At 65.5% G+C, this 23,924-nt stretch carries 18 protein-coding genes and 1 pseudogene; 7 read left to right on the top strand and 12 right to left on the bottom strand.

Annotated elements, in window-relative coordinates:
• Positions 1-35: 35 nt before the first annotated feature.
• Genes ACLLJI_RS06670 through ACLLJI_RS06660 form a run of 3 tightly spaced genes read right to left on the bottom strand, consistent with a single transcriptional unit; the run spans position 36 to position 6,477 of the window.
• Entirely contained in the window at positions 36-2,696 is a 2,661-nt protein-coding gene (locus ACLLJI_RS06670) for an HAD-IC family P-type ATPase (protein WP_434619403.1), read from the bottom strand.
• The gene (locus ACLLJI_RS06665) at positions 2,693-4,462 is read right to left on the bottom strand and encodes a class I SAM-dependent RNA methyltransferase (protein ID WP_434619400.1); all 1,770 of its coding nucleotides are present in this window, start codon (positions 4,460-4,462) and stop codon (positions 2,693-2,695) included. The genes ACLLJI_RS06670 and ACLLJI_RS06665 overlap by 4 nt, the downstream gene beginning before the upstream one ends.
• 17 nt (positions 4,463-4,479) lie before the next feature.
• Complete coding sequence (locus ACLLJI_RS06660; protein ID WP_434619397.1) at positions 4,480-6,477, bottom strand: APC family permease; 1,998 nt, start codon at positions 6,475-6,477, stop codon at positions 4,480-4,482.
• A 209-nt stretch (positions 6,478-6,686) separates the two neighbouring features.
• On the opposite strand from ACLLJI_RS06660, the gene ACLLJI_RS06655 reads away from it, so the two are divergent.
• On the top strand, positions 6,687-7,361 hold the full coding sequence (locus tag ACLLJI_RS06655) for a potassium channel family protein (protein ID WP_283561249.1): 675 nt from the start codon (positions 6,687-6,689) through the stop codon (positions 7,359-7,361).
• A complete protein-coding gene (locus ACLLJI_RS06650; RefSeq protein WP_434619393.1) occupies positions 7,358-8,032 on the top strand; it encodes a potassium channel family protein in 675 nt (224 codons plus the stop codon). The genes ACLLJI_RS06655 and ACLLJI_RS06650 overlap by 4 nt, the downstream gene beginning before the upstream one ends.
• On the opposite strand, the gene ACLLJI_RS06645 is transcribed toward ACLLJI_RS06650, so the two are convergent.
• The 4 genes from ACLLJI_RS06645 to dut form a co-directional block, all read right to left on the bottom strand.
• Complete coding sequence (locus ACLLJI_RS06645; RefSeq protein WP_434619390.1) at positions 7,992-8,684, bottom strand: DUF3159 domain-containing protein; 693 nt, start codon at positions 8,682-8,684, stop codon at positions 7,992-7,994. The genes ACLLJI_RS06650 and ACLLJI_RS06645 overlap by 41 nt on opposite strands.
• Before the next feature lie 222 nt (positions 8,685-8,906).
• Complete coding sequence (locus ACLLJI_RS06640) at positions 8,907-9,281, bottom strand: hypothetical protein (protein ID WP_434619387.1); 375 nt, start codon at positions 9,279-9,281, stop codon at positions 8,907-8,909.
• 5 nt (positions 9,282-9,286) lie between these two features.
• Positions 9,287-10,054 carry a DUF3710 domain-containing protein gene (locus ACLLJI_RS06635; protein WP_434619384.1) on the bottom strand — a complete coding sequence of 256 codons (768 nt, stop codon included), beginning with the start codon at positions 10,052-10,054 and terminating at the stop codon, positions 9,287-9,289.
• Between the two features lie 106 nt (positions 10,055-10,160).
• Positions 10,161-10,592: a dUTP diphosphatase gene (gene dut / locus ACLLJI_RS06630; protein WP_434621304.1), complete on the bottom strand. Its 432-nt coding sequence runs from the start codon at positions 10,590-10,592 to the stop codon at positions 10,161-10,163.
• Positions 10,593-10,778: 186 nt separating this feature from the next.
• Here dut and ACLLJI_RS06625 point away from each other — a divergent pair, with 186 nt between their 5' ends.
• On the top strand, positions 10,779-11,255 hold the full coding sequence (locus tag ACLLJI_RS06625; protein ID WP_283561254.1) for a DUF3093 domain-containing protein: 477 nt from the start codon (positions 10,779-10,781) through the stop codon (positions 11,253-11,255).
• A gap of 122 nt (positions 11,256-11,377) precedes the next feature.
• Here ACLLJI_RS06625 and ACLLJI_RS06620 read toward each other — a convergent pair whose 3' ends face one another.
• Positions 11,378-11,677, bottom strand: a complete 300-nt coding sequence (locus ACLLJI_RS06620) for a DUF4193 domain-containing protein (protein WP_283561255.1) — start codon at positions 11,675-11,677, stop codon at positions 11,378-11,380.
• Between the two features lie 357 nt (positions 11,678-12,034).
• Between ACLLJI_RS06620 and sepH the strand changes: the two genes are divergently transcribed.
• Entirely contained in the window at positions 12,035-13,438 is a 1,404-nt protein-coding gene (gene sepH / locus ACLLJI_RS06615; RefSeq protein WP_434619379.1) for a septation protein SepH, read from the top strand.
• Between the two features lie 74 nt (positions 13,439-13,512).
• Here sepH and ACLLJI_RS06610 read toward each other — a convergent pair.
• The 4 genes and pseudogenes from ACLLJI_RS06610 to ACLLJI_RS06595 all read right to left on the bottom strand — a co-directional run.
• Positions 13,513-13,925, bottom strand: a pseudogene (locus tag ACLLJI_RS06610) (thymidine kinase); the annotation flags it as partial.
• On the bottom strand, positions 13,918-15,162 hold the full coding sequence (locus tag ACLLJI_RS06605) for an alkaline phosphatase family protein (protein ID WP_434619376.1): 1,245 nt from the start codon (positions 15,160-15,162) through the stop codon (positions 13,918-13,920). The gene ACLLJI_RS06605 and the pseudogene ACLLJI_RS06610, both read right to left, overlap by 8 nt.
• 3 nt (positions 15,163-15,165) lie before the next feature.
• Complete coding sequence (locus tag ACLLJI_RS06600; protein ID WP_434619374.1) at positions 15,166-15,855, bottom strand: DUF5998 family protein; 690 nt, start codon at positions 15,853-15,855, stop codon at positions 15,166-15,168.
• A 40-nt stretch (positions 15,856-15,895) separates the two neighbouring features.
• Positions 15,896-18,571, bottom strand: a complete 2,676-nt coding sequence (locus ACLLJI_RS06595; RefSeq protein ID WP_434619371.1) for a GNAT family N-acetyltransferase — start codon at positions 18,569-18,571, stop codon at positions 15,896-15,898.
• A gap of 98 nt (positions 18,572-18,669) precedes the next feature.
• Here ACLLJI_RS06595 and ACLLJI_RS06590 point away from each other — a divergent pair, with 98 nt between their 5' ends.
• The 3 genes from ACLLJI_RS06590 (at position 18,670) to ACLLJI_RS06580 (ending at position 23,848) form a co-directional block, all read left to right on the top strand.
• Positions 18,670-21,204, top strand: a complete 2,535-nt coding sequence (locus ACLLJI_RS06590; protein WP_434619368.1) for a DNA gyrase/topoisomerase IV subunit A — start codon at positions 18,670-18,672, stop codon at positions 21,202-21,204.
• 51 nt (positions 21,205-21,255) lie between these two features.
• Positions 21,256-21,774 (top strand): DinB family protein, encoded by a 519-nt coding sequence (locus tag ACLLJI_RS06585; RefSeq protein WP_434619365.1) that lies wholly within the window; start codon positions 21,256-21,258, stop codon positions 21,772-21,774.
• Between the two features lie 766 nt (positions 21,775-22,540).
• On the top strand, positions 22,541-23,848 hold the full coding sequence (locus ACLLJI_RS06580) for an ISL3 family transposase (protein ID WP_434614561.1): 1,308 nt from the start codon (positions 22,541-22,543) through the stop codon (positions 23,846-23,848).
• Positions 23,849-23,924 lie beyond the last annotated feature (76 nt).

Genomic DNA, 23,924 nt, shown 5'->3' with positions numbered 1-23,924 from the left:
GCCACGCGGCGCCTGACCCGCTAGTTAGGAGGTCCTTACTCGCGCTCGGACACGGCTCCCCGTTTTTTCAGGAACCGGTACAAGAATTCGATCGCCGTGCAGCCCAGTACTACTACTCCCATCGTAGCCGCCAGCAGCCGGCCGCCTGGAATCTGCAGGGCGAAGACGGCCCGCCCGAAGGGAACTGCAAGGATCAGGGCCAGCACCAGGATCAGGGCCACCAGCAGCAGCGCCCGCCACTTATCGAACGGCCGGGCCAGTGCCGAGAGCACCCACAGGGCCACCAGCAGGACCGTGACCGTTGTCGCCGTCTGGCCGGCCTGGACCTGGGCCCCGGGATCAAGCGCCGGGTCCGCGAAGGCGCGTGAGTAGCCGTACACCGACAGGATGCACGCACTGATGATCACTCCCGCGGGGACGGAAAACATCAGGCAGCGCCGCAGGAACCCTGGTTGGTAGCGGCGCTTATTGGGCAGCAGCGCCAGGAAGAACGCCGGGATGCCGATCGTGAGCGAACTGACGATGGAAAGCTGACGGGGCAGGAAGGGGTACTGCCACAGCAGCAGTCCGATCACCAGCGAAATGATCACCGCGTAGGCGGTCTTGGTGAGGAACAGATTAGCGACCCGTTCGACGTTCGCAATCACCCGCCGGCCTTCGGCCACCACCGACGGCATCCGGGAAAACTGTCCATCCAGCAGCACCAACCGGGACACCGCCTTCGTCGCGGCGGCACCGGAACCCATGGCGATGCCGATGTCGGCGCTCTTGAGCGCCAGGGCGTCATTGACGCCGTCGCCGGTCATCGCGACCACATACCCCCGCCCCTGCAGGGCCAGCACAATGGATTTTTTCTGTTCCGGGGACACCCGTCCCAGCACGTGCTCGCGCTCCAGCACCTCCCCCATGGCCGCCACATCATCGGGAAGCCCGCGGGCGTCGTACCCGTGCTGCGCATCCGAAAAGCCCACGGCACGGGCCACCGCCGCAACGGTGCGGGGATTATCGCCGGAGATAATGCGCAACGCAACGCCCTGTTCGCGGAAGTAGGACAGCGTTTCAGCAGCGTCGGAGCGGATCTTCTCCCGAAAGGTGAGCAGCGCCACCGGGGTGAGGGTACCCGGCAACACGCCCGCGGAGACCTGTTCGACGGCGAAAGGTGACGGGGTGTGCGCCAGCAGCAGAGCGCGCAGACCCTGGGCGGCGAGCTGCGCCGCGTGCTCCAGCGCCTGCGCGTGGCCAGGAGCCTGCGCGTCCAACAGCATCTCCGGTGCGCCGAAGAACCAGCCGGCGCCCGAACCGACCGGCCTCCCGTCGTCGGGAGCGCTGATACCGCCGGCAGCGCTGACACCGCCGGGAGAACCATCGAATCCCACGGCACTGTACTTGCGGACGCTGTTGAACGGGACCACCCGCGCGGGCGATCCGGCGGGCGTGCGGACAAATTCGGGCCGCAGCGCGGCGGCGGTGGCATTGGCGTTGTCATCCGAGCCGAAATAGCCGAGGGCCTCTTCCCAGCCCGGCGGCGGGGCATCGCCGAGCAAATGCCGGCCCTCGAGGACGATCAGCCCCTCCGTCAGCGTTCCGGTTTTGTCCAGGCAAACCATGTCCACGCGGGCCAGACCCTCAACCGCGGGCAGTTCCTGCACCAGCACTTGCCGCCGGGCCAGCGTCACCGCCGCCAGCGCGAAGGAAATACTCGTCAGCAGCACCAGCCCTTCCGGAATCATGGCCACAATGCTGGCCACCGCGCTGACCACCGCACTTTTCCATTCTCCGGAGGCCAGCGCCGGGCCCCAGCCGCCGCGGGCCTGGATCTGGCCGTTGATCACCAGCAGTACAATCGGAATCAACGCCCAGCTGATGTACACAATAATGCGGTTGATCGCGTTGCGGATTTCCGAGTTGACCAGCGAAAAACGCTTCGCCTCCGCCGTCAGCTTGCTGGCATAGGACTCCGCTCCGGCCCGGATCACCCGCGCCGTCCCGGACCCGGCCACGACGGACGAGCCGGAGAGGACCTCGTCCCCGGCGTTCTTGACGACTGCATCCGCTTCCCCGCTGAGCAGGGATTCATCGACGTCAAGACCCTCCGCAGTGAGCACGAGCGCATCGGCCGGGACCTGATCCCCTGCCCGCAGCACCAGCACGTCGTCGTGCAGCACGGCACCCACGCTAAGCTCCAGCACCGTATCGGCCCGCAGCACATGGGCCTTGGGCGCGTGCAGGACCGCCAGCCGGTCCAGCGTGCGTTTGGCCCGGAATTCCTGGACCACACCGATGGCTGTGTTGGCGACGACGATGAAACCGAAGAGCGCGTCGCGCGGGTCCCCCACCAGTAGGACGATCACCAGGCACGCGCCCAGCACACCGTTAAAGAGGGTGAAAAGGTTCGCCCGCAGAATCTGCCAGATGCTCCTGCTGCCCTCGTGCGGCACGGCATTGGTCAGCCCGGCGGCGGTCCGCTCCTGGATCTGAGCGGCATCCAGCCCGTGCTCCGCCAGCGCGGCCTCGTTCAGCGGCCGCAGTGCTCCGCGGGCCAGCGCCAGGGCGGCCAGATGTGCAGCGGCGCGCGCCGACGGGCCCGCCGTGAGAGGGGTGGATTTCGTCGCCCCCGGCTTCGCCGACGCCCCCGGCTTCGCCGACGGACCCGGCTTCGCCGACGGACCCGGCTTCGCCGCGGGCGCTGGCGTCAAGAACCGGCTCCCGGCGTGAGCAGGGCAACTGTCTCCAGATGATGCGTGTGCGGGTACAGGTCGAAGGCCCGCAGCTTCGACAGGTTCCAGCCGGCCGCCCGGAAGTAGCCGACATCCCGGGCGAATGACGCCGGGTCACAAGAAACGTAGACGACGGCGCGGGGAGCCAAAGCGATCAGCTGGCGCACCACCGTTTTACCGGCTCCGGCCCGCGGCGGATCCAGTACGACGGCGTCAAACCGGCTGTTGGGCTGACCACGCCTCGCCTGCAGCACCCGCTCCACCCGGTCGCGCTGGATCTCCACGTGGGCCGCCGCATGCAGGTTTTTGCGGGCGTCCTTGCTGGTGCTTACTGATCCTTCCACGGACAGTACCGAGCCGGAAGGCCCTACTGCATCGGCCAATGAGGCGGTAAACAGCCCCGCGCCGGCGTACAGATCGGCCACGGCGGCGCCGGGGAATAGATACCCCGTCTTACCTCGCCCGTCCGGCCTACCTGACGCGTCCGCACCGTCCGTTCCGCCGCGGCCCCCCGCGCTGCCGGCCCCGTCTGCCTCGCCCGTGAGGAAGTCCATCGCCGCCCCGGTAAGCACCTCCGGCGCGCGTCTGTGGATCTGCCAGAAGCCGCCGCCGCTGACGCGGAATTCATGCCCGGCAGCAGATTCCGAGACCCAGCCTCGGCCGTTGACGGGTGTGAGGGCTCCGCTCCCCGGTTCCCAGCCCGCGACGGAGACGGCCGAGCCGGTGGCCGCTGCCGGTCCAGCCACGGAGTCCGGCGCATCCGCAGCTCGCGCTGCTGCTCCCGCTCCTGTTCCCTGTGTTCCCTGTGTTCCCTGTGTTCCCGCTGTGCCCGGCGATCCCGGCGCATGGTGCTGAAGCTGCGATGCGATGCGCTTCAGGGCCAGTCCCCTGGCCTTGGCGGAGAGCTGCGGATCAGTGGCCAACAGCACCAGCGGCGCCGAGCCATTGGCCGGTGCCGAAACCTCGATGCGGACAATGCCTGACAGATCGATTTCCCACAGGCGCAGGGCATTGATGTCCACAGAGGCCAGCGGCATTTCACGGACCGGCAGGACAGCCTCCGAGCGGTGGGCGTGCATGCCGAGCCGGCCGGGAGCCACGGGGACGGCAGAGCCAGCGACCGCAGGGCCCGACACGGCAGAGCCGCTGTCAGTGGTCCCTGTCACAGCAAAGCCGGCGCGCGTCCGCCAGCCCAGGCCAGCACCATGGGCGTCAGCACCGCCAGAGGCAGGCCTGTCGGAATCAACATCCTCGACACCCGCGGTCAGCAGCGCCGACCCGGAACTTTCGCTGCGCGCGGCGCGCTCCCCGTCTGCACCACCGGTTCCGCCGGTTCCGCCGCCAGCTCTCGCGCCGGTTCGGTCGCCCGTTCCAATACCGAGGTCAATGCCAGCAAGCCGCCGCAGCTGCTCGGCCAACACGTCCGCCTTGAGCCGGCGCTGACGTTCACGGCTGATGTGCCCGAACTCGGCCCCGCCGACGGGCAACCGCCCGGCGGCCGCCGCCTTGAGGGCGTCGGCTTCGGCCCAGAAGTGCGGAACCCGGTCCGCGGACGCTTCCAGCACGTCGGTGACATCCGCGCGCCAAAATGATGCGTCGTCGTCGTGCTCGGTCAACGCAACCCGCACCACTTCGCCCGGAATGCCGTGCCGGACAAATATCACCCGACCCTCGTGCCGGGCCACGCAATGGCCCCCGTGCGCCACCGGACCCAAGGTGAGGGTCAGCGTCTGCAGATTATTCACCGGTCGTGCTCCTGGCATCAGTGTAAGTCCTGAAATTTCTGTGAGTCTTCGGAGGATTTCAGCTGCCACGGCACGCTGGCCACCATCACGCCCGGCTGGAAATGCAGCCGCGTCTTGATCCGCAGCGCCGTCTGGTTATGCACCAGCTGCTCCCACCATTTACCCACCACATATTCCGGGATGTACACCACGATCAGATCACGCGGGGAATCCCGGCGCATGGTGGTGATGTAGTCCATGATTGGCGTAATGGTTTCACGGTATGGGCTGGCCAGCACCGTCAGCGGTACCGGAATGGCCAACTTTTCCCAGTCCTGGATCGTCTGCTCGGTCTCCACCGGGTCCAGATCCACCGTGATGGCGTCGAGCCGGGAGGGACGCGACGCCCGCGCATACGCCAGCGCCCGCAGCACCGGTTTGCGCACATGCGACACCAACAGCACCGCGTGCACCCGAGACGGCAGGGCCCGGGGCGAGGAATCCTCGTCCACGGCCAGCTCCTTGGCCACTCTCTCGTAGTGCATCCGTATGCTCAGCATGATCATGAACAGGAAGAACATGGCCAGCAGTGCGATCCACGCGCCCTGCTCAAATTTGGTGATCAGCACAATGATCAGCACCGTCAGCGTCATCAGGAAGCCGACGCCGTTGATCACCCTCGACCTCAGCATCCGCACTCGTGAGACTTTGTCATTGACCGTGCGCAACAGTCTCGTCCAGTGCCGGACCATGCCTATCTGGCTGGCGGTGAAGGAGATGAACACTCCTACGATGTAGAGCTGAATAAGTTTGGTCACGTCGGCGTCGAAGGCGATGATCAGCACCAGCGCGCCCACGGCCAGGGCGATGACGCCGTTGCTGAACGCGAGCCTGTCACCGCGGGTGCGCAGCTGCCGAGGCAGATAACCGTCCTGGGCCAGGATCGAGGCCAGCACCGGAAAGCCATTGAACGCGGTATTGGACGCAAAGACCAGGATGACGCCGGTGGCGGCCACAATGATGAAGAACAGAATGGAACCTGTGCCAAAGACCGTGCCGGCGATCTGGCTGATGACGGGGTTCTGCACGTAACCGTCCGGCAGAGCCTGGCCATTGAGCCTGAATTCACTCGCCGGATCCTGCGCCATCTGGACTCCGGTTGTCCTAGCGAGGTACAGGATGCCGGCGATCATTGCGGCGGCGATCGCTCCCAGCAGCAACAGCGTGGTAGCAGCATTCTTGCTCTTAGGCTTCTGAAAATTTGGCACACCGTTGCTTATGGCCTCCACACCCGTCAATGCAGCGGCGCCCGACGAGAATGCCCGCAACAGCAGGAATCCCCCGGCCAGTCCCACCAGTCCGTTTTCGAAATCCGACTGCGGAACAATATCGAAAGCGGCCGACGGCGCCCGTCCCAGGTTTCCGGTCACCGCCTCGATCAGCCCCGTCACCGTCATCCCGAGAATACAGAAGATGAAGATATAGGTGGGGACGGCAAAAACGCTGCCGGCTTCCTTGATTCCACGCAGATTCACCAGAGCCAGCAGCACCACTCCGATCGTCGCCACCAAGGCCTGGGTCCCGTGCATCCCGGGAACCGCCGTGGCCAGGTAATTGGCTGCGGAAGACATGGATACCGCAACGGTCAGGACGTAGTCCACGAGCAGCGCGGAAGCGACCGTCAGGCCCGCGGTCTTGCCGAGATTAACATTGGCGATCTCATAGTCCCCGCCGCCGGAGGGATACGCATGCACATTCTGCCGGTAGGACGCGACGACGGTCAGCAGCACTATCATCACCGCAATGCCCACCCACGGCGCCAAGGTGACAGCCGCTGCGCCGGCCAGGGCCAGGGTCAACAGGATTTCGTCCGGGGCATAGGCCACGGAGGAGAGCGCGTCAGAGGCATAAACCGGCAGCGCGATCCGCTTCGGCAGGAGCGTGTGGGCAAGACTGTCGTTCCGGAAGGGACGACCGACCAGCACCCGCTTAAATGCGTTGAAAAAAGTCAGCACGGTTCTACCTTTGAGGCTCATATGCGGCCAAGGCAGGGACCAGCCTTGGCGTCAGTATCAACGCCACTTTACGGCACGGCCAGCGCGAAGGCTCCGGCAGGACTGACAAGTTACCCGCGCCGGTGGGCACGAGTTGGTCAGCGTGTATCGGGCAGCGGATAATGTCCACGAACGAGTTCACCATCCGCGTGGCAAAGAACGTCACGGAACAAGCACCTTGAGGAGGGCCAATGGCGCATTTCGTGATCATGGGCTGTGGCCGGGTCGGCGCCACGTTGGCGCATACGCTGGAGGACGCCGGACATTCGGTGGCCATTATCGATCAGGACGACCGTGCCTTCCGCCGGTTAAGGACGGGCTTTGCCGGCCGCAAGGTCACCGGCGTCGGCTTTGACCGGGAAACACTCAAGCAGGCGGACATCGAAAACGCTTACGCCTTCGCCGCTGTTTCCAGTGGTGATAATTCCAATGTGCTGGCCACACGCGTGGCACGGGAGACCTTCCACGTGGAGCACGTCGTCGCCCGCATCTATGATCCGGGCCGCGCGGAGATCTACCAGCGTCTTGGCATTCCCACCGTCGCAGCCGTGCGCTGGAGCGCGGACCAGGTGCTCCGAAGGATTCTGCCGGAGGCCACCATCAGCGGGGACTTCCGCGAGCCGTCCGGCCGGCTGATCCTCACCGAGGTCAATCTGCACGCGGGCTGGATCGGCCGACATGTGCTGGACATCGAAAAGGCCGCCGGCTGCAAGGTGGCCTATCTGACCCGATTCGGCGAGGGCATGCTGCCCCGCGCGGACACCAGTTACCAGCAGGGCGACACCGTTCATGTGATGCTGCCGGTGGCAGAAAATTCCGAGATCAGCCGCATTCTTGCCAGCGCCCCAGCCAAGGAGTCCGAGTGAAAGTCGTCATAGTGGGATCCGGCAGCGTAGGATCCTCGATCGCCCGGGAGCTGCTTTCGCACGGGCACGAGATTCTGCTGATCGATCCGAAACCGGAGGTGATCGGCCGCAGCGGCCTGCGCGGTGCGCGCTGGCTGGTCGGGGACGCCTGCGAAATCAGTACGCTCAGGGAAGCCAGACTCGAAGAGGCGGACGTCGTGGTCTCGGCAACCGGTGACGACAAGGTCAACCTGGTGGTCTCGCTGCTGGCCAAGACGGAGTTCGGTGTCGGACGCACGGTCGGTAGGGTCAATAACCCGAAAAACGACTGGATGTTCGACGATTCCTGGGGGGTTGATGTCGCGGTGAATACGCCGCGGCTAATGACAGCCCTGGTTGAGGAAGCGGTGGAAATCGGCGATCTGGTGCGTCTGCTGACGCTGCAGTCCGGGGTCTCCTCACTGGTGGAGTTCACCGTGCCCGGGGACGCGGCGGTGATCGGCAGCACAGTCGGTTCCATTACGTGGCCGGCGGATTCCACCCTGGTGGCCATTCTTCGCGACGAAGCACCGATCACCCCGAGCATCGACGACGTAATCGACAGCGGCGATGAGCTGTTCTTCCTGACCACCATCGCGGCCGAAGACGAGCTCAGGGCGTTGTTGTCCCCGCGGAAGCCGGCCCGGCAGTAGAAGATCCGCTGGCGGGTTCCGCAGCGGGGTCTTCCGCGGCCACCGGACGGCTGATCAGCCAGGCCAACCACAGGCCGAGCGCGTACAGCGGCAACCCCATGATCAGCCGGGTGGCGCCCAGGGCACCCACCTGGTCCGCGAGATACAGCGGAAGCTGCACGGCCAGCCGAAGCCCCATCACGGCGATCAACATCCAGGTGGCGGCCCGGTAGGCTCGCATCCGTCCGGCGTCTTGGCGCCAGCGCAGCCCCTCGTTGCGCACATAGCCGAAGATCACCCCCATCACGGGCCATCTCACCAGGATCGAGATCAGCATCGCCGCCATGTAGGCCGCGTTGGTGAAGAATCCGGGGACGTAATAATCCTTGGCCTCGCCGGTGGTGCGGCTGATGAAAACCGAAATGACCACCCCCGCCAGGCCGGCGAGAGCCTGCGTCAGCGTCTCCCGCTTCAGGAGCCGCGCCACGGTGAACACGACAGCGACGGCCAGCGAGACAATGAGCGAGACATTCAACGCACCCGTGATGGTGAACAGCACCACGAACACCAGCCCCGGGCAAACGCTCTCGGCGATGCCGCGCCAACCCCCCGCGGCTTTCAGCAGATCAATCTGCCCGTTGTCCTTGCGCTCCAGACCAGAATTCGTGGCCATCTCCCGCGCCAGTCCAGCCAGCGTCGGAGCATCGGGTGCCGCGCCGCTCCCTAGGCCCGGCCGGGCCGCGGGCAGCCGGGATCCCGGCACTTGACCCGGCGGCGGTTGAGAGGGGGGCTGTTGAGACGGCGGCGGTTGAGACGGCGGCGGTTGAGACGGCGGCGGTTGAGACGGCGGCTGCGGAGACGGGGGCTGCCGGGTACGGTCTTCGGGGTTATTCAACTAGATCTCCTGTTTCCCGATAATTTCATACCGCGGGTTGAACATCGTCGGCAGACCATCCCTCAGGGCGACCATGCCCTCGAACCGCAGCCGGGTTCCCGGCGCAATGCCGGGCACCCGCCGTCGTCCGAGCCAGATCACCCGGATGCGGTGGTTCTGTTTTCCGTTCGCCGTCACGCCCGGCCTGACGGCGCCGCCCGGTACAGGCAGCAGATATTTATCCACGTCGGTGATGATGGCGGAAAACTCCGGCGCCCGGCCGGGTGGAAGGATCGTCACCGAGTCGACAAAACCGCTGCAGCGGACACGTCCGCGCGCGGGCAGGGCACAGACGGGCGTCCCCTCCTGCACTTCGACGGGCTGACGGTCAGGCACGGAAACTAACCAATTTGGGTGATTTCCGGCCCGCGTCGGTACGGCTCGCCGCCCTGGCCCTCCGCGGGCTGTTCCGCGGGAACATGTCCGGTGGCATCCGCTATAGCATCCTTGGGGAGCCGCAGGGCCAGCAGGTCACGCGGCGGAAGCGGGCTGTCACCGCGGACGACGACGACGGCGCGGAAGAGAGTTTCCAGCGGCGCCGCCGCATCCCGGTCCAGGGCCGCGTCGCCGCCGAGCACGCCGCGAAGAAACCACCGCGGGCCGTCCACGCCGATAAAACGGGCCACCCGTAATCCGCGGCTGCCATCGGCCGCCACGGCGGGCAGCTTGGCCAGGAGTTCCGGGCCAAACATACCGTCAAGTTCCTCGATGCTGCCGCTTTGCGAGCCAACGGACAGGCCGATCTGCTCCCGGATTTCCGGCCACAGGCCTTCCGAGCGCGGGGCCGCGAAGGCCTGTAGCTGAAGGCTCGAACCAGCCAGGTCCAGCGTCACGGCAATGACGCGTTGGGTCCGCTCTTCCACTTCCAGACGCAGTTGGAGTCCGTCGTACGGGGTGATGAGCAGGGCACCGAGATCAAGGTAACCGTCGCGGGTGGAAATTTCATCCGCATCGAAGGGTCCGTGAACCGCGCGATCATAGGCGACGTCGGAGGGGTCACTCACGCTCACGTGCCGATCCTCCGCGGGGGCCACGGTGTTCGCGTCGTCCTGCGTCCCATCGGCCCGGCCCGGGCCTTTGGAGTTTTTCTTGCCTAACCCAAAAACCATCGTGAGGTATCTCCTTTGACTATGTTCGCAATATTCATTCCCGTGGCGATTCCACGTCTTCGTCCGGACGTCCCGCGACCCTGGCGGCAATGGCGGTGGACGGCCCTCAGCTGAATCCGCCGGTGGAGCCGAAGCCCCCGGTTCCACGAACGGAGTCCGGCAGTTCGACAACCGGGATAAAGACTGCATGCTCCACGCGCTGAATGACCATCTGTGCAATTCTATCTCCGCGGGAAAGGCTGATGCTGTGGGAAGCGTCGGTATTGAGCAGAGTCACGGCAATTTCCCCGCGGTAGCCGGCGTCGACCGTGCCGGGAGCGTTGACGATGGTCAGTCCGTGCTTTGTGGCCAGCCCGGAACGCGGGTGGATCAGCGCCACATACCCCGCCGGCAGGGCGACCGCTACTCCGGTGGGCACCAGCACCCGTTCGCCGGGTGCAATAACGAGGTCCAGCCGGGTCCGCAGGTCCGCACCTGCATCACCGGGATGGGCGTAGCCGGGTGCTTCGATCCCAGCATCAAGCATTTTCAGCTGCACCTGGAGCCGTGCCGCCCCGGTGCCGCCCGCAGGTGCGGGTGCGGCGGCCGGCCCGGGAGTTACCTCAAAGTTATCTTCGCTCACAGCAGATCACTCTAGCGGTTACCAACGGCACGGGTCCGTGCGCGGCCGGCGCACCGTGCCGGCCAAGATGAAAACATCCGGGAAAGGTGAAAAACTGTCGCTATGTCCCAAAATTCCGCGATGAACACCGCGCCGGCCGCCGCCGTCATCTACTCCGAGAAGCTCTGGCCTAACCCGTGGATCTGGATTGTCGTCGTCGGGCTCTCCGGTGCCGGCATTCTGGTCCTTGCTCCGATCAGCATGCTGGCCGGTTATCTGGCCGCTGCCGCCCTTTTCCTGATCATGGCAATTCTCCTGCTAACCTCAACACCGCGCATCGAGGTGACCGAGGATACGGTGCAGGTGGGGCGCGCCAACATCGAACGCCGCTTCGTTGGCACCGTCGAAGGTTTCCGCGGCGAGGACGCCACCGCCCAGCGCGGTACGCAGCTGAACGGACTGGCATACCTGTGCATCCGCGGCTGGATCGGCCCCGTGGTCAAAATAGCCATAACCGACGAAGCGGACCGCACTCCGTACTGGCTGGCATCAACGAGGCACCCGGAAAAGCTTGTCGCCGCCCTGACCGCCCCGGCCTAAACGTCCCTCCGCGGACGAACGTCCCGCTACTACAGCTCCGCCGGCCGGGCATCGGGCACTCCGCCGTCGCCGGCTAGACGTCGGGCCCTCCGCCGTCGCCGGCCGGGCAGAACGGCAGGTACTCAGCTTTCGCAGTCCCGGCAGAAGAGCATTCCGTTGTTTTCCCGGGCAATCTGCGACCGGTGCCGGACCAGGAAACAGGATGAACAGGTGAATTCATCGGGCTGCGGCGGCACCACTGTCACCAGCAGCTCTTCGCCGGAGGGGTCTGCTCCGGGCAGTTCAAAGGCCTCGGCCGCTTCCGCCTCATCTTCGTCCACCACGGCCGATTTCGTATCGGTGCGGTGGTTTTTCAGCTCGTCAATAGAGTCTGCACGGAGTTCATCGTCGGACGTCCGAGGCGCATCGTAGTCAGTCGCCATAATTTCTTATCTCACGCTCCGGTAGGTGTTGCTCGGTTACTGATTTTCCCCTGCACCGCCGACGTTGCCGGACCGGCGGGTGTTGAAGGATCCGGGATTGAGGATCCTGGTCCAGGGGCCGGGCGACCCGCTTTCGGCTCACCCGAATCAGGCATCTTTGGATGCACGTCTGGTCAAACGCCAGGGACCTTGGATTTGTGCCCGCAACGGCGGCATTTCTCCCACGGCGGATCCGCCGGTCCTCAGTTCCACCGGCCGATGATCCGGATGTCTTCACGCCACGCCTGCACCGGTAGTAGGAAAAGGGTGCGTTCAGTGGCAAAGTTTTCCATGATGTAGTGAGAGGCTGGAGGGCTTATGCAGGATTTGCGGTTGGTGGGTGTCCATGATGGCGGCGAACATCTGCTTCTCAGTGGTGCCGGTGGCGACATATACCGTCTGCGTATTGACGAGGCGCTGCGCGTAGCGGCCTCGCGTTCCGCCAAGGCCATCCGTCAGACTCCCCGGGACACCGGTGAGGCGAAGCCGCGCCTGTCTCCGCGCGACATCCAGATGCAGATCCGTGCCGGCGCCACCGTGGAATCGATCGCCGAGTCCTCCGGACTGGACCTCGCGCACATCCGCCGGTACGAAGGACCGGTGCAGGCCGAGCGCGACTTCATTGCCCGTCAGGCCCGGGCCGTCGAAGTGTCCGCGGCCGTTCCGGCCCATGACGGGTACCGTTCCGCCTTTGGCGACAATGCGGCTACCCTTGACGAGATGGTGGCCTACCGGCTGGCCGCGTTCGGCATCGATCCTGCCAGCGTCGAGTGGGATGCCTGGCGTCGCCCGGATGGGACCTGGACCGTTACCGCCGATTTCAACACTGCCGCTTCCAGCACTGCCGCTTCCAACACTGCCGCTTCCAACACTGCCGCTTCCAACGCCGCTGATGCCAACGCCGCTGCTTCCAACGCCGCTGATGCCGAAACCGGCAGCGCGGGGGCGGTCGCCAGCATCGGGGAGCCTGCACCGGCCCAGTGGACCTTCAGCCCAGGCCGCAAGACCATCCACAACGCCAACCGCTGGGCGCAGCAGCTTAGTGAACTTGAGCCGCTTGACAGCCCGCTCCCCGGCCGCCGGCTCACCGCCGTCGCCGACAGGCCCTTTGATTTTGAGGCCCAGGCAGCGCTGCAGTCCGAGACCGCAGACGACGACGGCGAAGCGGCCGATCCCTCCAACGCCGACAGTGACGCCGACGGTCTGCTGGATATGCTCCGCTCCCGGCGTGGGCAGCGGCTCGGGGTGGACGAGGACGAAGACGATGCCTTGGCGGCGCTGCTCACCAGCGGCGTTCCGGCATCCCATCCGCGTCAGTTGGCCCCCCCAACGGATGCGGCGGAGCCCGCCGCGGACAGCGCGGATTCCGCGGATGGTGGCTCGGCAACCGGGTCGGATGCCCCCCGCCGGCCGGAAAGCCGGTCCCGCGCCTTCCCACTCCTCAGTCTGGCACCGCGGCCCGCGGAGCCTGCTCCGGACAGCATCGCGTTGCACAATGTCAGCACGCAGACCGGCGAAATCAGGATGTCGGCCGCACCCAGAACCCCTCCGGCAGCAGCCGGCTCCGCTCCGGCAGCCCGGGACCTGCCGGCACAACCGCTGGCCGCACCGACGTCGTCCTCCGACACCCCAGACCGCGCAGACCGCAAGGCCGCTGTGAAACCCAAGCGCTCCAGTGTTCCGAGCTGGGACGAAATCGTGTTCGGCACGAAGGGCGACTAGCCGGCGCGGTGCAGCATCGCCGCGATGAGTGCAACCAGCAGGAACGCCCGCTAGGCTCCTATCCTTGGCCGGCTCCGCACCAGGTCTGCGAGCTCAATCAATCGTTGGGAGCCGGGAAAGAGCCTGGTGCGGAAGTCAGTGGCGATGCCAAAGGCAAACACATCCACGTCCATCTCGTCCACCGTGCGCGCCAACTGTTCGACCTGCCCGGACGTTTAGAACTGCACCTCGTCGCAGATCAGGTAGCCGATCCTCTCCCCCAGCGTGCGCCGTCGGACGTTTTCCGCCCACAGGTCGGTCTGCGGGATCACCTCAACGACGTCCCTGTGCAGCCTCAGCCGGCTGGAGATCATCGAGTCCCCGGCGCGGTCGTTACTACTGAATCGCAGCCCGCTGCGGCCGGGGGCGCGGTGGTTGTAGTCCATCTGCAGTGCCAAGGTTGATTCCAGCTGTCCATGGTGCCGGAAAAGAAGATCAGCTCAGCCACGCCGGCCTTTCCTGCCCTGGCTCCCGCTCCTGCCCTGCATGCTGATGCGCAGCAACGGCACTTCACGTTCGGCCTTGGTCAGGGAGCCATGCTGGCCCACTACGTCCATGGCGGAGCTGCGGACGCGCCGCAGGTCAAAGAACGCCACGGGTTCCCTTGCCGCGATCAGCACATCGCCGATCCGTCCGCTTACCTCGGGCCGCACCGGGCCGAAGTAGCCCGCCTGGACCGCCTGCTCGCGGGTGAGGACCCACGCCTGCTTGCCGTAACGCTTCAGCCAGGCAGCCACCAACCGCTCGAGCGCGCCCTCCCCGGCATCCGGTTCGAGGTACAGATGCACCATTCGCGGCTCCCCCGCGGTATGCCGAACCTGCTCAACCAGTTCCGGTTCCGCGGAATAATCGATCCGCGCCTGCGGTGGGACATCCACCATGCCGTGGTCGGCCGTGAGCAGCAGAACCGTGTCCGCCGGAAGCTGGGCCGCCAGCCGCTTCATCGCGGCGTCGAGTTCCTCCAACTGGTGTTCCCACGCCTCGGACTGACAGCCGTGTCCGTGGCCGGCCTTGTCCAATGCGCTCCAGTAAAAGTACATCAGCATGCTCTCATTTGCCGCCATCAGTTCCGCCGCGGCCGCCGTGCGGGCGTGTGGGGAAGCGGCGGCGACAAATTCACTGCCCCGCAGCGCCGCGCGGGTCATCGGCGAATCGGCGAACTTGGGCAGGCTGACGGTGCTCACCGGCACCTGGCCGCAAAGCCGTTCGAAGACGGTCGGGTGCGGCTGCCAGGCGAGCGGATCCACGCCGGCATCCCAGTTCCCCAGCAGATTGACCACCTTGTCCTGCGCGGGGTCCAGCACGTCGTACCCGACCATCCCGTGCTGACCCGGTACGACGCCGGTCCCCAGGCTGGTCAGCGAGCTCACCGTGGTGGAGGGGAAGGAGGCGTTGAGCGTGGGCAGCTGGTGGTGCGCCGCGGCGTCGCTCATGACCGACCGCAGGAAGGGCGCGTGCGCGGCCCGCTGGGTCAACAGGGCCCTACCCAGCCCGTCGACCAGCACCACGCAGATCCGCCGGGCACGCGGAATATTGAGCGCATTGGCGAACCCCGGCACGCCAAGTGCCGCCGCGCTGCTGGTGAACACTTCGCCGATGGTGTTCCGCCCGTAGCCGGGCGGCTGCGGCAGCGGAGCCTGCGTGTAGGGGGGTGGTGCCGCTGCTGTCCCGGCGGTCGACGTCACCGCTTAGCGCCGGTGATGTCCACGGCTGGACTTCGGACTCAGGGACGGAAATCTGCCGCGCTCAAGCGAATGCGGCTCGGTGTCCGTCGGGGCGGCGCTGCTGGTATTGACCGCCCGCACCGCCCGCGCGAAGGATTTGGCATCCTGGACGGCCTGCAGCCCGTCCGCCTCCGCGCTGATCCGCAGCGCAATGTCCTCCTGGGCGATGGTGCCGGTGTAGCCGTGATCCGCATCGCACTGCGGGTCCCCGCAGGCCGCCGGGCCGACATCGACCCGCTGGCCGCCGGACCACGCGATCGAGAGCGTGAGTTCACGGACCGGGTCGGAGGGCTTGTAGTTCTGCGGCTGCGAATACACGTAGCTAAGCACCACGGATCTGATCTGGCTCACGGGGACGGATTCGGTGGAGACCTGCGCCACCATCTGCTCGCCCTCGTCGTCGAGCTGCTGGTCATCAACATGGGTGATCACCAGCATGTCCTCGGTCAGCACCAGCACGGTGATGTGCCGATGCACCTCGGTCCGGTCGAAATGGGTTTCCAGATGCACCAGATGGGACAGGCATGCCCGGCCATCCAAAGCGTCCTCCACCACGTCCGAGACCAGCAGCGGATAAAAGCCGGCCCGCTGCAGAGCGGCCTGGAGGTTATGACCCTGCGTGCCCTGATGTGCCGTCGTTCCGAACGAATTCATAGCTCTATTTTCACAGATCCGCAGCACGCAAGCTAACCGATCAGGAAATCATGGCCCGACGTGCGCTGTCCGTGCGCTGCGCGGGATTTCCGATCCGCACATCCGCGGCCAGGATCCGCAACCCGTCCCGGCCGACCAGCACCGGATTAAACTCCACCAGTGCGATTTCCGGATGCTCGTCCTTAAGTACCGCAAGTCTGGCCGCAAGATCCTCCAGCGCGGCAATATCGACGGCGGGGAGCCCCTCGTAACCGAAGAGCTTGCGCGCCGCCTGCGGCGAGCGCACCAAGTCCGCCACATCCGCGCTGGTCAGCGGCGGGATCCGATGCGCCCAATCGCCCAGCAGATTAACAGCGTCGCCGGCCAGCCCGAACGAAACCACCGGGCCCAGCAGCGGGTCCTCGATCGCCCGCAGCGTGCACGACTGTCCCACCGCGGCCATGCTTTGGACTTCCATGGCGAACCTACCGAATGGTTCAAGCACCTTGGTCATCTGCGAAATGTTGCGCCGCAGCGACGCCGCATCCTCAATATTGAGCCGGACACCGCCCAGATCCAACCGGTGCCGCAGGGTGGCGTCCATCGTCTTCAGCGCCACCGGCCAGCCGAGCCGATCCGCACCGGCCACCGCTTCGTCAGCGGTGCTGAACGGCACCGACTCCAACACCGTGATCCCATAATGTGCCAGCAGTTCCGCGGCGGTGGGCTGATCGAGGCGGACCAGCCCGTCCCCATCGACGCCGTGCAGCAGATCGTCCAGCCGCGCCGCCGCCGCATCGGTATCGATTCCGGCGGGCTCGGCGAAGGCCACCTGTTCGCGCTGTTGCCACTGCGCATAACGGACGACGGCGGCGAGGGCGGCGACGGCGGCCGCCGGGTTGGAGTAGCACGGGAGACCGGGTTCGATCAATCCCTCCACATAAATCGATGGGTCCAAAATTCCGGTGAACGCGGCGACCACGGGCTTACCCGACTCCCGGGAGCAGTCGAAGAGCACCTGTGCAATCGCCTCGACGGTAAGCCCCCGCGCGGGCAGCAGCGTCACGACGGCGGCGTGCACGGTGTCCTGCTGCAGCGCGCCGAGCAGCCGGCGCCGCAGTTCCGGCAGCGCCACGGACTGCCCGCTGTCCAGCCGCAGGTCCGCAGAGACGGGTCCGGGATTGAGCCCGTACGCCACCGCGGAATCCGCGACCACCTTGCCCAGCGCCAGCGAGTTGCTGAAAACGGCCAGGCCGGGCCCGCCGGGAAGCGGTTGGCTGTCCACTATCTGCGCGACGTCCAGCAGTTCCTCAATCGTTTCGACCCGGATCACGCCCGCCTGCCGGAGCATCGCGTCCAGCGCACCGCCCGGCGCCGCCGTGGTCCGGACCGCGTGTCCGGGCGGCAGGCGCAGCCCCATCACATCCGATTTCGCCACGATGACGGGCTTGCTGCGGGCCAGCCGGCGGCAGATCCGGGAAAACTTCCGCGGATTGCCGATAGATTCCAGGTACAGTCCACAGGCGCGGGTCTGCTCGTCGTCTTCCCAGTACTGCATCAGGTCATTGCCGGAAACATCCGCCCGGTTGCCGGCCGAAAGCATGCTCGAGAGCCCCACCCGGCGGCGGCTGGACGCGGCATAGAGCGACACGCCGATGGCCGCCGACTGGCTGAACAGGCCAAGGCCGCCGCGTCGCGGCATGGCCGGTGCCATCGAAGCATTCAGGGAAATTTCGGGCCGGGTGTTCGCCACGCCCAGCGAGGCCGGACCCACCACCCGCATACCGCTCGCTCTGGCCCGCCGCACCAGGTCCCGCTGCCGCGCAAGCCCGCGGGCGCCGTCGTCGGCAAATCCGGCGGTAGCGACCAGCAGCCCCTTCACCCCCGCGTCGCCGCATTCGGCCACCACCTTTGGAACCTCCGCGTAGGGAACGGCAAGGATGGCCAGATCCACCGGCCCGGGAACCGCCCCGATGCTGCCATAGGTCATCAGCCCGGAGAGCTCCAATGCCTCCTGGTTGACCGCATAGACCGGCCCGTTGAACCGCCCCTCCACAATGTGCTCCAGCAGTTGGTTGCCGATGCTCCCCCATTGCCGGCTTGCCCCGATCACCGCCACCGAGCGCGGTGCCAGCAAACCCGCCACGCTGCGGGCCTCGGCACGGTGTTCCCGCGACTCCATCACAGCGCGCGATTTTTCCGTCGGATCGATGGCGAAGCCCAGCGAAATCACGCCGTCGTCGAAATGCCGGTGCACCTCATATCCGGCCTCGGAAAAGACCGTGAGCATCTTCCGGTTCTCCGGCAGGATCTCGGCGGTGAACCTGCGGATCCCGTTTTCCCGCGCGGCGGCAGCGAGGTGTTCGAGCAGGATCGAGCCGAGCCCCCGGCCCTGATGACGGTCGGCAATATTGAAGGCAACCTCCGCTTCGGTGGGGTCATCGAGCCGGTCGTAGCGGCCGATTCCGATGATCTCCCCGGGCCTGGTGATCACTAGGGCCACCCTGTCGCGGTAGTCAAGTTCGGTGAAGCGGCGCAGCTCCCGATCGCTGAGCCGGGCCTTGTAGGTGAAGAAGCGCAGGTAGGTCGAGTTCTGCGATTGGGCCAGATGAAAGGCCTGCAACGCGTCCGCATCGGCGGCCGACATGGGCCGCAGATGCGCAGTGCCGCCGTCGCGCAGCACGACATCGGCCTCCCAGTGTTCCGGATATTCGGGCTCAACGGGCTGTTCCACCATAGACTCACTGTACCCAGTTGAACCGTGCCTGACGGCTGAGTGCCATAACTTCACGTCCGGTCATCGAGCACCCGCAGCAGTTAGGAACCCCTTTTCGCATGGCCAAGCGCCAACCTCCCGCAGCAGAAGATTTCGCCGAGAAGATCATTGATATTGATGTTTCCAGTGAGATGGAAGGGTCCTTTCTCGAGTACGCCTATTCGGTGATTTACTCGCGCGCCCTGCCCGATGCGCGGGACGGGCTCAAGCCGGTGCAGCGGCGCATCCTGTACATGATGAGCGAGATGGGCCTGCGGCCGGACCGGGGCCATGTCAAGAGCGCCCGCGTGGTCGGCGAGGTGATGGGCAAGCTGCACCCGCACGGCGATACCGCCATCTACGACGCCATGGTGCGGATGGCGCAGGACTTCTCCCTGCGGCTGCCGCTGATTGACGGGCACGGAAACTTCGGCTCGCTCGATGACGGCCCCGCCGCTCCGCGCTACACCGAGGCACGGTTGGCGGCCGCGGCGCTGGCGCTGACGGACAACTTGGACGAGGACGTCGTCGACTTCATCCCCAATTACGACAATCAGCTGACGCAGCCGGAGGTGCTCCCCGCGGCGTTCCCCAACCTCCTGGTCAACGGCGCCAGCGGCATCGCCGTCGGCATGGCCACCAACATGGCCCCGCACAACCTCGGCGAGGTCATCGCGGCGGCCCGGCATCTGATTGCGCACCCGGATGCGACCCTCGAGGACATGATGGGCTTTATCCCCGGGCCCGATCTGCCCAACGGCGGCCGGATCGTGGGCCTGGACGGCATTCGGGATGCCTATGCCACCGGCCGGGGATCCTTCAAAACCCGCGCCAAGATCGGGATCGAGCAGCTCTCCGCCCGCCGGACCGGGCTGGTGGTGACGGAGCTGCCGTATCTGGTGGGGCCGGAAAAGGTGATTGAAAAGATCAAGGACGCGGTCACCTCCAAGAAGCTGCAGGGCATCAGCGACGTTAACGACCTAACGGACCGCAACCACGGGCTGCGGCTGGTGATCGAGATCAAGAACGGTTTCAACCCGAACGCCGTGATCGCCCAGCTGTATCGCTACTCCCCGATGGAAGATTCCTTCGGGATCAACAACGTCACCTTGGTCGACGGGCAGCCGCAAACCCTGGGGCTGCTGGACCTGCTGCGGGTCTACGTTGCGCACCGGCTGCAGGTGGTCCGGCGCCGGACGTCCTACCGGCTGGGGAAAAAGAAGGACCGGCTGCACCTGGTGGAGGGCCTGCTGATTGCCATCGTCGACATTGACGAGGTCATTCAGATCATCCGCTCCTCCGATGAGGTCGCCGCCGCGCGGGAGCGCCTGATGGCGATCTACGATCTCAGCGAGATCCAGGCGAACTACATTCTGGAGCTGCGCCTGCGCCAATTGACCAAGTATTCGCGGATCGAGTTGAAAAAGGAACAGGACGAGCTGCGCCGCGAAATCGCCGAGCTGGAAGCAATCCTGGCCTCCGAACAGCGGCTGCGGGACCTGGTTTCCGACGAGCTCGGCGCCATCTCCGACAAATACGCCACCCCCCGGCGCACGGTCCTGCTGGAATCCGAGGCCGTGGCCCCCGGCGTTGCCAAAGCCCTCGCAGCGGCTGACGGGGCCGGCGTTGGCGTCAAAGGAAAGGCCGCCCCACTGGCGCTGGAAATCGCCGACGACCCCTGCTGGGTGATCCTCAGTGCCTCCGGCCAGATCGCCCGGACGTCCCATCAGGAACCGCTCAATGATGGGGGGCCGCGCAACAAACACGATGTCTTCCGGTCTGTGCTGCGCACCAGCGCCCGTTCAGAGATTGCGGCGCTGACCTCCGCCGGGCGGATGCTGCGGCTGCAGGTGGTGGACATGCCGGTGCTCCCGCCGACAACGGCCATGCCAAACCTGGCCGGCGGCGTCCCCGCCAAGGAATTCCTCACGCTGACACGCGGCGAAACCCTAGTCGCGTTCACGGCGCTGAACGAGATCATCGCCATCGGCACCGCCCAGGGCGTGGTTAAACGCGTATCCCCGGACTACCCGCTGAACCGCGATGACTGGGATGTCATCGCGCTCAAAGACAAGGACAGCGTGGTAGGCGCCGCCTCCGCCGGTGAGGACGACGAGCTGGTCTTCATCACCGAGCAGGCGCAGCTGCTGCACTTCCCCGGCTCCAGCGTTCGCCCGCAGGGCCGTACCGCCGGCGGAATGGCCGGCATCAAGCTCTTGCCCGGGGATTCCGTGATCAGCTTTACCGTCGTCAAAACGGCCGACGACGGCGCACCCGATCCGGCCGCTGTCGTCGTCACCATCTCCGGCACCTCCGATGCCCTGCCGGGCACCGTGCCGGGCTCCGCCAAGGTGACCGCGTTCACCGAGTACCCCGCCAAGGGCCGGGCCACCTGCGGCGTCCGGGCACACCGCTTCCTCAAGGGCGAGGACCAGCTGCTGCTGGCCTGGGCGGGCCACGGTCCCGCCAGAGCCGGTTCCGAGGCCGGCGTTGCCAGGGCTCTACCCGCCGAACACGGTCGCCGCGACGGTTCAGGCATCATGCTGTCCCAGGCGGTCGAGGCGATCGGTCCCAGCTACGCGGCTACATCCGCTGCGGCCGGCACCGGGGACTGACGCAGCGCTGATCGTCGCACAGACGTCGTGGCATATGCCTAAACTACTGTCATGGTCATCACCCCGGATAGCAAGGACTGGACTTGGGTACTCACCAGGCCCTGTCCCGACTGCGGTTTCGAAGCCGCCACCACAACCCCGGCGATGGCGGCCAGCGCGCTGCCCGAACTGCTGCCCCGCTGGCACGCCGTGTTGCGCCGGCAGTACGCGGCGGAGCGCCCGGATGGACACACCTGGTCGGTACTGGAATATGCCTGCCACGTCCGCGATGTCTTCGGCCTTTTCGACCAGCGTCTGCACCTGATGCTGGAGAGCGACGACCCGGAGTTCGCCAACTGGGACCAGGACCAAGCCTGCCTGGATGAGGATTACGGCAGTTCGGATCCGGCAGCCGTGAGCGCCGCTCTGCTGGAGGCCGGCGCCGAAATCGCCGCGTCTTTCGCCGCCGTTTCGCAGGACCAATGGTCCCGGACCGGACGGCGCAGCGACGGCAAGGTTTTTACGATCAGGAGCTTCTCCGGGTATTTCATGCACGACATCGTGCATCATCTGCACGACGTCGACGGCTGAGCGGAATAGTCCCAGGCTGCTGAGCGGTGCGTGGGCCGGAAGCCCATCCGATCGTAACTGGCTAACTGGTATCCCACCATCTCACCAGTACCGGCATCCAACGCGACCGCAGCGACAGTCGCCGCTCTAGCGAGTGAGTGGTCGCTTAGTGGCCAACGACGGCCGCTTTGAACCTGTCCTGACGAAACTAAGGTGGTAATCCCGATATGGCGGTAGTCTCCATAGTGTTTCTCATAGTTGGTACGAACTTGTGCACCATTCCCGCGGCGATGCAAGTCGCGAAGGCATATCCTGAACCGATTAGCTACTTCAAGGGACCTGTAGGAAAGGTCGCCTGGCTGTGGCTTTTGGGAATTGTCTTTTTTGTTGTCGGCACCTGGACTCTTCCTCCCACTGATGGTCTAGACCAACGCTGGACCTTCGCCATTCTGCTGATTGCAACCGTCGCTCCCGGGGCCGTTCTCCGCATATTTCATAACGCTTTAGCGCGACTCTAGGAGAACCATAAGCATGGGTGAGTCGATAGTATTATGGTCCTCGGCCTCACCTGGATTGTGCTAAGAAACCCAATAGCGTATTTCCTAAATTTTATCGTGAGGTCTTTGGGCATGATGCGCCCAGCGGGAAAAGGGGCTCTTCCGAATTGAGAGTGTAGTCGGGGCTGCAGTGTGAGGAGCCTGGGGTCGGCAAGTTGTTTCAGCTGAGGTGAGGGCCTTGGGAGAGAATCAGATTATCTAGATCGTGATTCCTCTACCGCAAGGCCCTCGTGTTCCACGCTACCTTTCACAGCCCTGACCTGACCACATTCTGCCGCCTTGATGAGCTCGGACTTGAGGTGACCGGTCAGTACCTGCGCCCAGATCGTGCCGTCCTGGCCTGCCGCGTCACCGAGGCCGATGACTGGTGTTCCCGGTGCGGATGCCAGGGAGTCCCACGGGACACGGTGACTCGTCGGCTGGGCCATGAACCCTTCGGATGGCGCCCGACCACACTGCTGGTGAGTATCCGCCGCTACCGCTGCACCGGGTGCGGGCACGTGTGGCGGCAGAACACCTCCATGGCCGCGGAGCAGCGGGCGAAACTTTCCCGCCGCGGGCTGCGCTGGGCACTGGAAGGGATCGTATGCCAACACCTCACGGTCGCCCGTGTTGCCGAGGGCCTGGGCGTGACCTGGAACACCGCGAACAAGGCTGTCCTGGCCGAGGGCAGGCGTGTGTTGATTGATGATCAACACCGCTTCGACGGTGTGAAGGTCATCGGTGTTGACGAGCATGTTTGGCGGCACACCCGCCGCGGGGACAAGTACGTCACCGTGATCATTGATCTGACTCCGATCAGGGACGGCACCGGCCCATCGAGGCTCCTGGACATGGTCGAAGGCCGCTCCAAACAAGTCTTCGTCACTTGGCTGAAGGCACGCCCACAGCAGTGGCGGGACGGGGTTGAAGTGGTCGCCATGGACGGGTTTTCCGGGTTCAAGAGTGCCGCCACCGAGGAACTCCCTGATGCCGTTCCGGTGATGGATCCATTTCATGTGGTCCGCTTGGCTGGGGAGGCGCTGGATTCGTGCCGGCGGCGAGTTCAGCAGCAGACGCGCGGGCACCGCGGAAGGGCCGGAGACCCGTTGTATTCGGCTAGGCGGACGCTGCATACTGGGGCGGATCTGCTTACCGAAAAGCAACGCGACCGCCTTGAAACCTTGTTCTCCACCGATACGCATGTCGAAGTCGAGGCGAGCTGGGGCCTCTACCAACGCATGATCGCCGCGTACCGGGAACCGGACCGCTCCCGCGGACAGGAGATGATGCAAGCCGTGATCGACTCCCTCAGCGCCGGCGTCCCCAGCGCGCTCACCGAGCTCAGAACCCTTGGCCGCACGCTCAAACGCCGAGCCGTCGATGTGCTCGCCTACTTTGAGCGGCCTGGCACTTCCAATGGCCCAACTGAGGCGATAAATGGCCGTCTTGAACACCTTCGTGGTTCCGCTCTCGGGTTCCGTAACATCACCAATTACATCGCCAGATCGCTGCTGGAATCCGGCGGATTCAGACCCCGACTACACTCTCAATTCTGAAGAGCCGGAAAAGGCGAAAGCCCTGGCCGCCATCGCGATGCTTTTCGCTATTTTGCTGCTGGTTGCAGGAGCCATA

It is taken from the genome of Arthrobacter sp. A5 (assembly GCF_051131705.1).
GTDB lineage: Bacteria > Actinomycetota > Actinomycetes > Actinomycetales > Micrococcaceae > Arthrobacter_M.
Note: the sequence above shows the minus strand (reverse complement) of the source record. Positions and strands in the feature narration are given on the sequence as shown.

Bases quoted from the DNA above. Each gene is read 5' to 3' on its own strand.
- ACLLJI_RS06660 (WP_434619397.1), bottom strand. From the start codon at position 6,477: ATGAGCCTCAAAGGTAGAACCGTGCTGACTTTTTTCAACGCATTTAAG.
- ACLLJI_RS06655 (WP_283561249.1), top strand. From the start codon at position 6,687: ATGGCGCATTTCGTGATCATGGGCTGTGGCCGGGTCGGCGCCACGTTG.
- ACLLJI_RS06645 (WP_434619390.1), bottom strand. From the start codon at position 8,684: ATGGCCACGAATTCTGGTCTGGAGCGCAAGGACAACGGGCAGATTGAT.
- ACLLJI_RS06635 (WP_434619384.1), bottom strand. From the start codon at position 10,054: ATGGTTTTTGGGTTAGGCAAGAAAAACTCCAAAGGCCCGGGCCGGGCC.
- ACLLJI_RS06625 (WP_283561254.1), top strand. From the start codon at position 10,779: ATGTCCCAAAATTCCGCGATGAACACCGCGCCGGCCGCCGCCGTCATC.
- ACLLJI_RS06620 (WP_283561255.1), bottom strand. From the start codon at position 11,677: ATGGCGACTGACTACGATGCGCCTCGGACGTCCGACGATGAACTCCGT.
- sepH (WP_434619379.1), top strand. From the start codon at position 12,035: ATGCAGGATTTGCGGTTGGTGGGTGTCCATGATGGCGGCGAACATCTG.
- ACLLJI_RS06600 (WP_434619374.1), bottom strand. From the start codon at position 15,855: ATGAATTCGTTCGGAACGACGGCACATCAGGGCACGCAGGGTCATAAC.
- ACLLJI_RS06595 (WP_434619371.1), bottom strand. From the start codon at position 18,571: ATGGTGGAACAGCCCGTTGAGCCCGAATATCCGGAACACTGGGAGGCC.
- ACLLJI_RS06590 (WP_434619368.1), top strand. From the start codon at position 18,670: ATGGCCAAGCGCCAACCTCCCGCAGCAGAAGATTTCGCCGAGAAGATC.
- ACLLJI_RS06585 (WP_434619365.1), top strand. From the start codon at position 21,256: ATGGTCATCACCCCGGATAGCAAGGACTGGACTTGGGTACTCACCAGG.